This is a genomic window from Aeromonas sp. FL131 (assembly GCF_049860615.1).
GTDB lineage: Bacteria > Pseudomonadota > Gammaproteobacteria > Enterobacterales > Aeromonadaceae > Aeromonas > Aeromonas hydrophila.
Map to the genome: position 1 here is coordinate 1,081,759 of NZ_CP187595.1, position 13,164 is coordinate 1,094,922.

Consider the following 13,164-nt stretch of genomic DNA (forward strand, 5'->3'; position numbering starts at 1 on the left):
AAAAATACCAGGGTAGAATCCTACCCTGGTTCTTCGCAGCAGCCATACAGGCAAAAGGGATGAGAGAGGTGTTGCTGAGTCGCATCATTCTCACGGCCGCCATTGTTATTTAATTGTTAGTTTAATAGCAGCATTTATGTTGCAACTCGACCATCTATTGTCTGGTTAGGCGATCCTGATCACGCTTTTCTCACTCACGTCCCATTTGAGTTCGATTTTCTGACGGCGATGAGACGTGACTGAGCCGTGCCGGGCATCTATAGTATGGTCTGTTTGAATACCATCAAGAGGATGACGGAATGGAGTGGCTGGATCAGAAGGTGTTGCGACAGCTGGCGGAAGATATCGGCCAGGAGATGATGCCGGTGGTGATCTCGGTCTTCATCGAAGAGGTGGGGGAACAGCTTGCCCAGCTGCGCCCGCTCTATGAACAACAGGACTGGCCCGCACTGGCCCGGCTTGCCCACAGCATGAAGTCCTCTTGCGGCAGCTATGGTGCCCAGCTCAGTTACCAGCAGGTGGTGGCGCTGGAACAAGCCTGCAAACATGAAGATGGCGAGCAAGTCGCCCGTCTGCTGACCGAGCTGGAGCAATCCCTGCCCCAGGTGCTCTCCCACCTCGCCAACTATCACTGAGCCACTGCAGCCGGCGCATCGGCGCCGGACTTGCCATCCTCTACCCGCCCGCTAGCGTTGATTGACCAGTTGCTGGATAACCCTGTCCAGTGCCAGTTTCAATTTCAGGCGATCGTGCCGATGGGGGAGGGCGGCCTCACCCAGCTCGGCCAGGATCAATCGGCCAGCCAGCTCTGCCGGATATTCCCCCACCGGGGCCAGAATGGCATCGACCCGACCCGCTCCGACCCGTGATTCCAGCCAGCGCCACTGATTGTGCAGGCTGAGCTGGCTGGCAGGGCCATTTTCGGCGACCAGATTGCAGATGAACACCAACATGGCATCACTCTCGTTGATGGCCTGGGCCACCTCAGCCAGCAGCAGGGGCGGCATGATGGAGGTAAGAAAGCTGCCGGGGCCGAGGATGATCATGTCGGCCTGTGCCAATGCCTGTACCGCCTCGCGGGTGGCCGGTACCTCCGGGCTCAGGCTGAGGGAGAGCGGCGGGGTGTCGAGCTGATCGATGGAAACTTCCCCCAGGATCTGGTTGCCACAGGCCGTGTGGGCGCACAGGTCGGTGGGAAATTCAGACATGGGTAACAATTGTGACTCTATTTTCAGCATGTCGCTGATGAGCTTGATAGCATCAAGAGGGCGCACGCAGAGGTTGTCGAGCGCCAGCAGCATCAGATTGCCTAGGTTGTGGCCCGCCAGTTCGCCGCGACCGGCGAACCGATATTCGAACAGCAGGCTGCCGATACTGGGATCGGTCACCAGTTGATTAAGGCAGTTGCGCAGATCCCCCCAGGCGATACACTCCTGGCTCTTGCGCAGTCGTCCGGTAGAGCCACCATCATCGGTGGTGGTGACGATGCCGGTCAGGCGCGATCCCAGAAACGAGAGTGAAGAGAGCACACGGCCCATGCCGTGGCCGCCACCGATGGCGACGACCCGGTCAAAATCATTGATGTTCTTCTGCCACATGCCGTTTTCCTGTGGTTGGGCTCAATTGAATGTGATTCTAATCGATAAGACGGGATAATTGTTTGATTAAGGTATGATTTTTGCTTACCCCCAGCATCATGAACAACTAGGAGATGGTGTTGAACTTCCTGACGGCTCACTCTCTTGAAGAGACTTCCCTGCTGGCTGCCCGGCAGGTCAGTGAGCGGCTGCTCGCTCAATCACCTCATTCCCCTTCGCTGTTACTGGTCTATTTTACTCAGGCTCACGATGCCGAGGAACTGCGCCATCACTTCAAACAGCAGTTCCCGTCGTCTCGGATGATAGGTTGCAGCTCCTGTGGCGGGGTCATGACCCAGACCGGCCATCATGCCCGCCAGGGGATCGGTCTGGCAGTGGCGGCCATCTACGATGACAAGGGAGCCTACGGCGTGGCGGGCCAGGCGGGGGATGCGGTGGATGTGCGCCAGCTGCTGCGCAGTGCCATCGCCGACGGGGGGCGCCCCGGCGAGCTGCCACAACTCATCTTGCTGCATGCCAGCCCGGGCCAGGAGGAGGCGATGCTGGAGAGCATCGAAGCCGAGCTGGGCACGACGGTCCCGGTTGTCGGGGGCTCCGCCGCCGACAACAGCGTCAGCGGTGACTGGCAGCTGTGCTGGGATGAGGGCAGTACCCGCGAGGGCGTCGCACTGGCCGTGCTCTATCCCGATTGCCAGCTGGCGTTCCAGTTTCACTCCGGCTATGTCCCCACCGAATATCGCGGCACCATTACGGCCCTGTCGGGACGGGAGATCCTCACCATCGATCATGAGCCGGCGGCCGAGGTCTACGCTCGCTGGAGCGGACGGACAATCCCCTGGCCGGTGGGTCCCATCCTGCGGGAGACGACCCTGTCACCGCTGGCGAGACAGGTCGGCACCCTGGATGACATGCCCTATTACAAGCTCTCCCACCCGGAAGCCGTGACAGAAGGTGGCGGATTGCGCCTCTTTACCGATACTCAGGTCGGGGAGCGGTTGCTGTTGATGTACAGCAGCCAGGAGGGCTTGCTGCAGCGTAGTCTGAATGCAACCCGCATCGAACCCGAGTACGGCATGGCCACCGAGATGCAGCCGTTTGGCGCCCTTGTGATTTTTTGTGCTGGTTGTCGCTTGGCTCTTGGTGATAGCTTATGCCAATTTGTCGATCAATTTCATACCCGGCTGGGGGACATCCCCTTCATCACCCCGTTCACCTTCGGCGAGCAGGGCCGCCTGCCCCATGGTGAGCTGGCGCACGGCAACCTGATGGTCTCGAGCGTGATCTTCCTCGACAGCTGACATTGCGCTGGAAACAAGATGATTGGTAACACGGAACTGGAAGCCCTCGGCGACAAGCTGCAGACCACCCTGGTGGAGCTGGTGCGTTGCCGGGAACGCGAGGCCAAATACCGCCAGGAGTCGCAAACCCTGTTGTGCGGGGTGGCGACGCTGGCCGATGCCCAGACGCTGGAACAGGTGCTGGACAGCCTCATTCAGGTGCTCAAGCCCTTCATCGGCTTCGAACACGCGGATGTGGTGGCTTGGGAGGGAGAAGGCGGTATTACTCACCTCAGCACCCAGGATGGCGAAGTGGGGCGCAGCTGGCAACTGACCCCGCTCTTCTCTCGCGCCATCGAGGGAGAGACCCTGGTCATCTATGATCCAACCCAGTTGCCGGAACTGGCACCGCTGGCCGATGTGGCGGGCTGGGCAAGCGTTATGATGACGGGCTTGCGCGCTCCCGGTTTTTCCGGCGTGCTCATCTGCCGTCACGCCGTGATGGGGACCTTCGATCTCAAGAGCAAGGCGGCCATGCAGCGCTGCCGTCCACTTATCTCCCAGGCGTTGGTCAACATCGCCTATCGAGCCCGTCTACAGGAACAGGTCGAGCTGAAAACGCTGGCCCTGCAAGCGGGCGAACAGCGTTTTCGCAGCTTTGCCGGCATGGCGTCCGACTGGTTCTGGGAGACGGATACCGAGCACCGGCTGAGCTATGTATCCGCCCCCGGCCAGCAGGGGGACATGCTGGTGCATCAACCCGGCCAGAGCCTCTACGATTACGCCCATGACAGGCGCGACCCCGAATGGGGCAAGTATCGCCGGCTCATCGGTCTGCACCTGCCGGTGCGGGCGGTGCGGGCCCAGGTCAGCCTGGCCAAGGGGCCGCGCTGGATGGAGATCAACGCCGAACCCTGTTTCGATGCGGCCGGCGCCTTCATCGGTTATCGCGGCACGGCGCGGGATGTGGGCAACCAGATCCGCCGTGAGCAGGAGCTGGCCAGGGCGCGGGACGAGGCGGAGGCGGCCAACCGCGCCAAGTCGCAGTTCCTGGCCATGATGACCCACGAGATACGCTCTCCCATGAACGCGGTGCTGGGCATGCTGGACCTGCTGCAACACGCCCAGCTCGAGCCCCAGCAACAGACGCTGCTGGGCCACGCCACCCATGCGGCGCGCCTGCTGCAGACCATCATCGACGATGTGCTCGATTTCTCGAAGATTGAATCCCATACCCTGGAGTTTCACTGCGAGACGCTGCAGCCGGCTCAGCTCTGCCAGTCCCTCATCGAGCCGCTGTTGGCGCAGGCGGACAGCAAGGGCATCGACCTGCGTTGGCGGGTAGACGACGCCGTACCAGCCCAGTTGCAGGGGGATCCGGTGCGCCTCTCCCAGGTGATCAGCAACCTGCTCGGCAACGCGGTGAAATTCACCAGTCAGGGCAGCGTGTTGCTGCAACTGAGCTGGTATGAACAGCAGTTGAGGGTCTCGGTGACCGACTGCGGGATCGGTATCTCGGCCGAGGATCAGGCGCTGCTGTTCGAACCCTTCTCTCAGGTCGATAGTTCGGCCACCCGCCGTTTCTCGGGCACCGGGCTGGGGCTGGCCATCAGCAAGCGGCTGGTGGAGTTGATGGGCGGCAGCATTCAGCTGCGCAGTGCCCCTGGTGAGGGGAGCTGCTTCTGGTTTGATTTGCCGGGCATGGCGCTGCCATGCGAATGCAGCAGCCGGCCGGAGCCGGATCAGCAGCCCATTCAGGATCTGGATGTGCTGGTGGTGGAAGACAGTCCGGTCAACCAGCTGGTGGTATCGCTCATGCTGCAAAAGCTGGTTAGCCGGGTCAGAGTCGCGGCCAACGGGCTGGAGGCGCTGGCCCAAGTAGCAGAGCAACGGCCGGATCTCATCCTGATGGACATGCGGATGCCGCAGATGGATGGACTGGAGGCGACCCGGCGTCTGCGAGAACTGGGTTGTAGCGTACCCATCGTGGCGCTGACGGCCAACGCCATGGCGGAAGACAGGGCTCGTTGCCTGGCCCAGGGGATGGATGACTTTCTGGCCAAACCGATAAGTCTGATGCGGCTGCGGGAGTGTCTGCAGCGCCATTTTCAGCCCGCAGCGCCGGATCGCAGCTAAAAAAAATGGTCAACCTGGGTGGTTGACCAATTCTTCAGCAAATACTGAAGAGAGCACGGGATAAATCGGGTTGTACGATTCTATATGAAAAAGTCGTGCCAACTTTTCAGAACCAGTTTATGCGGCTTGCAGCGCGGTTATTGATTTCTATTGGGCGCTTTATTTGCAAAATGCGAAATTCTTGTTTTCATTATCGGAATATTCGCATTTTGCAATACACTTCTGACTCACTGTGCGATCAGTCGGCGCAAGAATTGACGGGCCGCTTCGCTATTTTGTTTGGCAATCAACATCTGCTTTTCATAGATCGGCATCGGCAGGATTTCGAGCCAGCGTTGGCAAAGCCAGGCCGCATCGTCAAACTGCTTGTCCGGGTAAAGTTCATCCAGCTCCGGATACTGTTCAAACACTTCCCGCAGCCGGGTCACCAGCGGCTTGTCGCTGAAGTCTGAATGGGTGCTCGGCCAGTTGGGCAGGGCTTCGACTCTGGCCCGGCGCAGACCCAGCTCGTCCGTTTCCATCTCGTGGATGCAGAAACGTTCCATGCCGAGTACGGTGACGCCGAGCAGGCCGTCATTCAGGGTGTAAAAGTCGGTGACTTTGACCCGGGTGCCGACCGGCAGGATCCGCCCGGACTTGCCAGTCGTCGTCGCCTCTTCCATCACGATGCCGAAGCCCTGGTCATCGATGAATGACTCTTTGAGCATCTGCAGGTGGCGCGGTTCAAACAAACGCAGAGGAAGCTTGCCACCAGGCAGTATGTGGGAAGGCAAGGGGAACAGTGCCAAGGGTTGAAGTTTCATGTTCCATCCTCCATTGAGTAATTGCTGAATAGGACAATGCAGCGACTGTGCCAGAGAATGAAAAAAGCCACCGGAAGGTGGCTTTTTGCTGGATGGGAGGGCGTTTAGTTGCGCTGCTCCAGGTACATGACAGCAGCTTCCACGCGGCTTTGCGCCTCGAGCTTCTTGAGCAGGCTCTTGACGTGTACCTTGACCGTGCCTTCGGAAATATGGAGCACGGAGGCGACCTGTTTGTTGGAGAGGCCCTTTGCAATTTCGCGCAGGATTTGCATTTCGCGACGCGTTAAGCTCTCCAGCTTCTGCTGCAGGTGATCCAGCTCGTAAATGTTCTCGAGGTAGGGACGCAGCGGCTCGCTCAGGATCTGCTTGCCTGTCATCACGTCCGCCAGCTGGGCCAGCAGCATCTCTGGCTCGGTATCCTTGAGCAGGTAGCCATCGGCGCCGGCCTTGAGCAGCGCCACCACGTCCTGACGGGCGTCGGACACGGTCAGGATCACCACCCGGGAGGTCACTTCCTCGGTGCGCAGCGCCTTGAGGGTGTCCAGACCGGAGAGGCCTTTCATGTTGAGGTCGAGCAGGATCAGATCCGGTTCGGACTCCTTGGCCATGGCGACGGCATCGGTACCGTTGGAAGCTTCACCGACGACTTCGATGTTTTCCTCCAGGGCCAGCAGCTGCACAATTCCTTTGCGCATGAGGGGATGGTCATCCACGACCAGAACACTATATTTCATCTCGTCCATCAGGCATCTCTTGTTAGGCTGGTGGGAAAGGTCAGATGTACGCAGGTGCCTCTGGGCGGCCTTTCGCTGATGGTCAGCAGACCATGCAGCTTGCTGGCACGCTCGTTCATGATGCTCAGGCCATAGTGGTTGACCGCCGAGCTTGCGATCCCTATTCCGACACCATCATCTGAAATCTGAACCTGGATGTTACCATCGGCGAGGGTCTCACAGCTAACATCAATCACTTGCGCACTGGCATGTTTGATGGCATTGAGCACTGCCTCACGGATCAGCTGCAAGATGTGGATGTGCTGACCGGCTTCGAGATCGGTATCGGCCAGACCGTAATGGAGCCTGATGTCGGCCTGGGTCTGCGGCTTGAGCTGCTCCAGCATCACCTTGATGGCTTCACCGAGGTTGGCGTCGCCAATGCTGAGACGGAAGGTGCCGAGCAGCTCGCGCAACTGGGTATAGGCGCTGCCAAGCCCCTCGTCGATCTGCTGCATGGCGGCTTCGGCCTTGACCGTATCCCCTTTGGCGAAGGAGCGCTTGAGCAGGGTGGACTGGATTTTGAGATAGGAGAGGGCCTGGGCCAGCGAGTCGTGCAGCTCGCGGGCGATGACGGCCCGCTCTTCCATCAGCAGCAGGCGCTGGTGTTGCAGCAGGGTCTGATCCTTGTGCAGCACCTGGGCGAGCAGCATGGAGAAGTTTTTCATCAGCCGCTCGTCGATGGGGTGGCTGCTGATGACGTCGAGCCGGCCATACTCCTGCTCGTCCATCTGCAGATAGAAGCTGACCACGGCATCCAGATCACCGGGCCAGCCCTTGCGGCCGGTGATGTAGTCCGGCATGGCATTGTGCTCGAAGCGGGTCAGCCGGATGTAGTCGATGTGCTGGTGGGCCGCCGCCCGCTCCAGCAGCTTGAGCAGGGTACGCCGGCCCAGCGGCGCCGCGTGCAGCTTCTGGGCGGTACTGTAGAGGAAGGAGAGGGTGTCGTTGGCCTGCTGCAGCTTGGCGGTCTTCTCTTCGACCTTGCTCTCCAGCTCCCGATAGAGCTTGCCGAGCTCGTCGGCCATGGTGACGAAAGCTCCTGACAGTTCCCCCAGCTCGTTTTCGCAGTGGGGGGGCAGGGTCAGGTCGAACTCCTGGCGCTGGATCTGGCGAGCGCAATAGACCAGCTGGTTGAGCGGAGCCACCACCTGCTGGCGGGTAAAGCGCACCGTGAACCAGGCGATGGTGATGATGGAGAGCAGCCCCAGCCCCTCGGCCAGCGCCAGCATGCGCACCTTGAACTCCACGTGGTACTGCATCTGGTTGACGAAGTCGTCGATGGCCGCGACGAATTGTTCTGTGTTGTCGGTGTAGCGCCGCGGGGTGGCGTTCTCGATGTGTTCGCGCATCACCTGCCACTGCTGCAGCACCTCGCCATAGGTGCGGCGCAGGGAGGCGGGAGTGATCCAGCGCTGGGTCTCCTGCAGCTCGGCGGCGTGCAGGGTCTGCTCGAACTGATCGAGCCGGCTCAGTACCTGCTGGCCCTGTTCAATCTCGTAGGCCATCCGGTAAGCCTGCATCCGCAGGGAGCCGGAGAGGTTGATCGCCTTGGCATCGGGGACCGAATAGAACAGGGTCACCATGGCCACCACGGCGATCAGGCTTGCCATGAACAGGATGAGCACCATGGAGCGCCCGATGGCGCTGCTGACCGAATGTACCTTGAACCACTTTCCCATGCCGGCTCTCTTCCTTCACTTCAACAATAACCCCACAAAGTAGCATGGGAGTGTACTCCAACTTGTGCTAGCATCGAAAAACTAGATGAACTCCGAGCGGTTTTGCCTAAGTCCTCATGATAGGGGGAAACCGCCGTCAGCCGATGTTCGAGCTGTAAGGGTCAGGAAAGAAATGCCCTGGCCTCCCGTATTTGGAAAGGTGTTTATGTCGCCACTGCAAGATGGTTTTTCCCGTCGTTTCTACTATTTGCGCCTGTCGATCACCGACGTGTGCAATTTTCGCTGTACCTACTGCCTGCCCGATGGTTACCGCCCACCGACCGGTGACAAGGCGGGGCGTCAGCCCTTTCTCTCTCTGGAAGAGATCCGCCGCGTCGTGTCCGGATTTGCCGCCATGGGCACCCGCAAGGTGCGCCTGACCGGTGGGGAGCCCTCCCTACGCCGGGACTTCACCGCCATCATAGAGACGGTGGCCAATACCCCCGGCATCGAAAAGGTGGCCATGACCACCAATGGTTATCGTTTGAAAGAGCGGGCCAGCGAGTGGTTCGATGCGGGTTTGACCGCCCTCAACGTCAGCGTCGACAGCCTGGATCCGCGCCAGTTTCACCAGATCACCGGTGAGAACAAGCTGGCGGAGGTGATGGATGGCATCGAAGCGGCGCTGGCCGCCGGCTTCAAGTCGGTCAAGATCAATGCCGTGCTGCTCAAGGGACTCAACGATCATCAGCTGGATGCGTTTCTGGCCTGGATCCGGCACAAGCCCATCGAGCTGCGCTTCATCGAGCTGATGCAGACCGGTGAGATGGATACCCTGTTTCGCGATCATCACGCCAGCGGGGCGCTCATCAAGCAGCGTCTGCTCGATGCCGGTTGGCTGCAGCAGCTGCGCGGTGCCGACGATGGCCCCGCCCAGGTATTCATGCACCCGGAGTCGATGGGCGGGGTTGGGCTCATCATGCCCTACAGCAAGGATTTCTGTGCCGGTTGCAACCGGCTGCGGGTCTCTTCCCTCGGCAAGCTGCACCTCTGTCTGTTCGGTGACCACGGGGTGGAGCTGCGAGATCTGTTGACGGCCGACGGCCAGCAGGATGAATTGCAGCAGCGGATCCGCAGCGCCCTTGTTGGCAAGGCGGCGACCCATCGACTGCACGAAGGCAATGCCGGCATGACCCCGCATTTGGCCTCCATCGGCGGCTGATCCACGGCAGCCGACAAAAATAGCCATCGATTAATAAGCAATCCTCAAATGGGGGTATTTTGCCTTGCCCCCATTGTTCTTTATTGCGCCAAGGGTTTGATCCAGCGCAAGAATCCCCCCTGATTATCTCCCTGGTGGTATATCCCTGAACTTGTCAGGGCCGCAATATACACCCACTCTTATAATAGGTATTGAAAATACCTGTCATGGGACTCACTCGTGCGCCATTACCAGCAGCAAGGAGCCGTTATGCCGGATGGGGTCAACCTGTCGCGCCGCAGTCTGTTTCGGGGTCGTCTGACATCGAATGAGCCACGGGTGCAACTGCCCTGGTCCGTCGCCTGGTCCGATTTTGCCGCCGACTGCACCCGCTGCGGTGACTGCCTCACGGCTTGCCCGGAGCAGATCCTGGTCAAGGGCGATGGTGGTTTTCCTAGCGTGGATTTTCTGCGCGGCGAGTGCACTTTTTGCGGGGAATGTGTCGCCGCTTGCAAAGTGCCGATATTTCGCCCGACCACGGAGGCACCCTGGCAATACATCGCCCATATTGAAGCCAACTGTCTGGCCCATGGCCAGGTATTTTGCCAGCGCTGCCAGGACAGTTGCGAGCCCCGGGCGATCCGTTTCTCCCCCATGCTGGGCCGGGTGCCGACCCCCAGCATCGATGCGGCAGCCTGCACCGGTTGCGGTGCCTGCGTGATGGATTGTCCGGTGGGCAGCATCCGGGTGGGGGCACCCGCTGGCGAGGAGTCCAGATGAAGCAGGATCTGTGTGAAGCAGGAGTCACAATGAAACAAGAGTTCCATGTATCGAGCCTGGTGGTGCTGACCCAGCCCTCCTTGCGTCACCAGCTCGCAGACGAGATCGCGACCCTCGAGGGAGCCGAGATCCATGCCGTCAGTGATGAGGGCAAGCTGGTGGTGACCCTGGAAGGTCCGAGCCAGCGTCCCATCATGGCGGCCATCGACGCCATCAATGCGATGCCGGGCGTGCTGTCCGCCGCCCTGATTTACCACCAGTTTGATGAGCTCGAGGCCCAGAGCAAGGAGTAGCGCCATGAGGCCGAGCCTGCGTGACTCATCGTAATGGCCGCCATGGATGCAAAGATAAAGCGATGCCGGGGTACGAGTTCGCCGCCCTGAGCCAAAACCAGTTCGATACACTCGACAACTTACGCGATAAGCAATGTGAGGATATGCCATGAAGCTGAGTCGACGCGACTTTATGAAGGCCAACGCGGTGGCGGCAGCCGCTGCCGTTGCTGGTGTCAGTGCCCCTACGCTGGCGGCCAATCTGATCACCAGTACCGACAAGACCGCCATCACCTGGGACAAGGCACCGTGCCGTTTCTGCGGTACCGGCTGTTCCGTGCTGGTGGGTTCCCAGGATGGGCGCGTCGTGGCGACCCAGGGCGATCCCGATGCACCGGTCAACCGCGGTCTTAACTGCATCAAGGGTTACTTCCTGTCCAAGATCATGTATGGCCAGGATCGCTTGACCCAGCCCATGCTGCGCATGACGGACGGCAAGTTCGACAAGAACGGCAACTTCGCGCCCATCAGCTGGGATCAGGCCTTCGACATCATGGCCGAGAAGTTCAAGGCCACCCTCAAAGAGAAGGGGCCGACTGCGGTTGGCATGTTCGGCTCCGGCCAGTGGACCGTGTGGGAAGGCTATGCCGCCGCCAAGCTGATGAAGGCGGGTCTGCGCACCAACAACCTGGATCCCAATGCCCGTCACTGCATGGCTTCCGCAGTCGTGGGCTTCATGCGTACCTTCGGCATGGATGAACCCATGGGCTGCTACGACGACATCGAGCAGGCCGACGCCTTCGTGCTGTGGGGCTCCAACATGGCCGAGATGCACCCGATCCTCTGGTCGCGCATCTCCGATCGCCGTCTGTCCCATCAGGATGTGCAGGTGCACGTGCTCTCCACCTTCGAGCACCGCAGCTTCGAGCTGGCAGACAACGGCATGGTGTTTACCCCGCAGACCGACTTGGCGATCCTCAACTACATCGCCAACTACATCATCCAGAACGACAAGGTGAACTGGGAGTTCGTCAACAAGCACACCCAGTTCCGCAAAGGGGTGACCGACATCGGTTACGGCCTGCGTCCCACCAACCCGCTGCAGCAGAAGGCCAAGAACCCGGACAGCGGCGACTCCACCCCGATGAGCTTCGACGACTTCGCCAAGTTCGTGGCGGATTACGATCTGGAGTCCGTCTCCAAGCTCTCCGGCGTGCCTAAGGACAAGCTCGAGAAGCTGGCCCAACTCTATGCCGATCCGAGCAAGAAGGTGGTCTCCTACTGGACCATGGGCTTCAACCAGCATACCCGCGGTGTCTGGGCCAACAACCTCTGTTACAACATCCACCTGCTGACCGGCAAGATCTCTACCCCGGGCTCGGGTCCGTTCTCCCTGACCGGTCAGCCCTCCGCCTGCGGTACCGCCCGTGAAGTGGGTACCTTCGCCCACCGTCTGCCGGCCGACATGGTGGTGACCGAACCCAAGCACCGCGCCATCGCCGAGAAGATCTGGAAGCTGCCGGAAGGCACCATCCCGGAGCAGGTGGGCTACCACGCCGTGCTGCAAAACCGCATGCTCAAGGACGGCAAGCTCAACGCCTATTGGGTGATGTGCAACAACAACATGCAAGCCGGCCCGAACATGAACGAAGAGGGGCTGCCCGGTTACCGCAACCCGGCCAACTTCATCGTGGTGTCCGACCCTTATCCGACCGTGACCGCCCAGGCGGCCGACCTCATCCTGCCGACCGCCATGTGGGTGGAGAAAGAGGGGGCCTACGGCAACGCCGAGCGCCGTACCCAGTTCTGGCACCAGCAGGTCAAGCCGCCGGAAGGGGCCAAGTCCGACCTGTGGCAGCTGATGGAGTTCTCCAAGCGCTTCAAGGTGGAAGAGGTGTGGCCAGCCGAACTCATCGCCAAGATGCCGGAAGTGAAAGGCAAGACCCTGTTCGACGTGCTCTATGCCAACGGCCAGGTCAACCAGTTCCCGAAAGAGCAGAGCAAGGGGGTCCTGAACGACGAGGCCGAGCACTTTGGTTTCTACGTCCAGAAGGGGCTGTTCGAAGAGTACGCCACCTTCGGTCGCGGCCATGGCCACGATCTGGCGCCGTTCGATCAGTATCACGAAGCCCGCGGCCTGCGCTGGCCGGTGGTGGACGGCAAGGAGACCCTGTGGCGCTATCGCGAAGGGTTCGACCCTTATGTGAAAGCGGGCGAAGGGGTGCGCTTCTACGGCAAGCCCGATGGCAAGGCGGTGATCTTCGCGCTGCCCTATGAGCCGGCTGCCGAAGCTCCGGACAAAGAGTACGACATGTGGCTCTCCACCGGTCGCGTGCTGGAGCACTGGCACACCGGCACCATGACCCGTCGGGTCCCCGAGCTCTATCGCGCCTTCCCGGATGCGGTGCTGTTCATGCACCCGGAAGATGCCAAGGCTCGTGGCGTGCGCCGTGGTGAAGAGGTGATCGTCTCCTCCCGCCGGGGCGAGGTGAAGACCCGGGTCGAGACTCGTGGCCGCAACCGTCCGCCCAAGGGACTGGTGTTCATGCCCTTCTTCGACGCGAGCCAGCTGGTCAACAAGCTGACCCTGGACGCCACCGATCCGCTCTCCAAAGAGACGGATTACAAGAAGTGCGCCGTCAAGGTCGTCAAGGCATAAGGCG

At 60.4% G+C, this 13,164-nt stretch carries 11 protein-coding genes and 1 riboswitch; of the genes, 7 read left to right on the forward strand and 4 right to left on the reverse strand.

Annotation, left to right across the window (positions count from 1 at the left end; genetic code table 11):
* Positions 1–299: 299 nt before the first annotated feature.
* Positions 300–635, forward strand: coding sequence for an Hpt domain-containing protein (locus ACPW75_RS05210; RefSeq protein ID WP_011705471.1), 336 nt, complete (start codon positions 300–302; stop codon positions 633–635).
* Between the two features lie 51 nt (positions 636–686).
* On the opposite strand, the gene ACPW75_RS05215 is transcribed toward ACPW75_RS05210, so the two are convergent.
* Positions 687–1,598 carry a gluconeogenesis factor YvcK family protein gene (locus tag ACPW75_RS05215; RefSeq protein WP_043167498.1) on the reverse strand — a complete coding sequence of 304 codons (912 nt, stop codon included), beginning with the start codon at positions 1,596–1,598 and terminating at the stop codon, positions 687–689.
* 113 nt (positions 1,599–1,711) lie between these two features.
* Between ACPW75_RS05215 and ACPW75_RS05220 the strand changes: the two genes are divergently transcribed.
* Both ACPW75_RS05220 and ACPW75_RS05225 read left to right on the forward strand, forming a co-directional pair.
* Complete coding sequence (locus ACPW75_RS05220; protein WP_077095562.1) at positions 1,712–2,896, forward strand: FIST signal transduction protein; 1,185 nt, start codon at positions 1,712–1,714, stop codon at positions 2,894–2,896.
* Positions 2,897–2,914: 18 nt separating this feature from the next.
* On the forward strand, positions 2,915–5,011 hold the full coding sequence (locus tag ACPW75_RS05225; protein WP_179101332.1) for an ATP-binding protein: 2,097 nt from the start codon (positions 2,915–2,917) through the stop codon (positions 5,009–5,011).
* A 227-nt stretch (positions 5,012–5,238) separates the two neighbouring features.
* On the opposite strand, the gene ACPW75_RS05230 is transcribed toward ACPW75_RS05225, so the two are convergent.
* From ACPW75_RS05230 to narQ, 3 genes are all read right to left on the reverse strand, one after another.
* Positions 5,239–5,814 carry an LON peptidase substrate-binding domain-containing protein gene (locus tag ACPW75_RS05230; RefSeq protein ID WP_011705475.1) on the reverse strand — a complete coding sequence of 192 codons (576 nt, stop codon included), beginning with the start codon at positions 5,812–5,814 and terminating at the stop codon, positions 5,239–5,241.
* A gap of 104 nt (positions 5,815–5,918) precedes the next feature.
* Positions 5,919–6,557: a two-component system response regulator NarL gene (gene narL / locus ACPW75_RS05235; protein WP_011705476.1), complete on the reverse strand. Its 639-nt coding sequence runs from the start codon at positions 6,555–6,557 to the stop codon at positions 5,919–5,921.
* A complete protein-coding gene (gene narQ / locus ACPW75_RS05240; RefSeq protein ID WP_190283646.1) occupies positions 6,557–8,269 on the reverse strand; it encodes a nitrate/nitrite two-component system sensor histidine kinase NarQ in 1,713 nt (570 codons plus the stop codon). Before narQ ends, narL begins: the two co-directional genes overlap by 1 nt.
* Positions 8,270–8,347: 78 nt before the next feature.
* Positions 8,348–8,487, forward strand: a riboswitch (molybdenum cofactor riboswitch).
* On the opposite strand from narQ, the gene moaA reads away from it, so the two are divergent.
* From moaA to napA, 4 genes are all read left to right on the forward strand, one after another.
* Positions 8,475–9,470, forward strand: coding sequence for a GTP 3',8-cyclase MoaA (gene moaA / locus ACPW75_RS05245; protein WP_077095560.1), 996 nt, complete (start codon positions 8,475–8,477; stop codon positions 9,468–9,470). It overlaps the preceding riboswitch by 13 nt.
* 249 nt (positions 9,471–9,719) lie before the next feature.
* Positions 9,720–10,229, forward strand: a complete 510-nt coding sequence (napF, locus tag ACPW75_RS05250) for a ferredoxin-type protein NapF (protein ID WP_077095559.1) — start codon at positions 9,720–9,722, stop codon at positions 10,227–10,229.
* A gap of 29 nt (positions 10,230–10,258) precedes the next feature.
* The gene (locus ACPW75_RS05255) at positions 10,259–10,522 is read left to right on the forward strand and encodes a chaperone NapD (RefSeq protein ID WP_011705480.1); all 264 of its coding nucleotides are present in this window, start codon (positions 10,259–10,261) and stop codon (positions 10,520–10,522) included.
* Positions 10,523–10,670: 148 nt separating this feature from the next.
* On the forward strand, positions 10,671–13,160 hold the full coding sequence (napA, locus tag ACPW75_RS05260) for a nitrate reductase catalytic subunit NapA (protein ID WP_077095558.1): 2,490 nt from the start codon (positions 10,671–10,673) through the stop codon (positions 13,158–13,160).
* Positions 13,161–13,164: the final 4 nt, after the last annotated feature.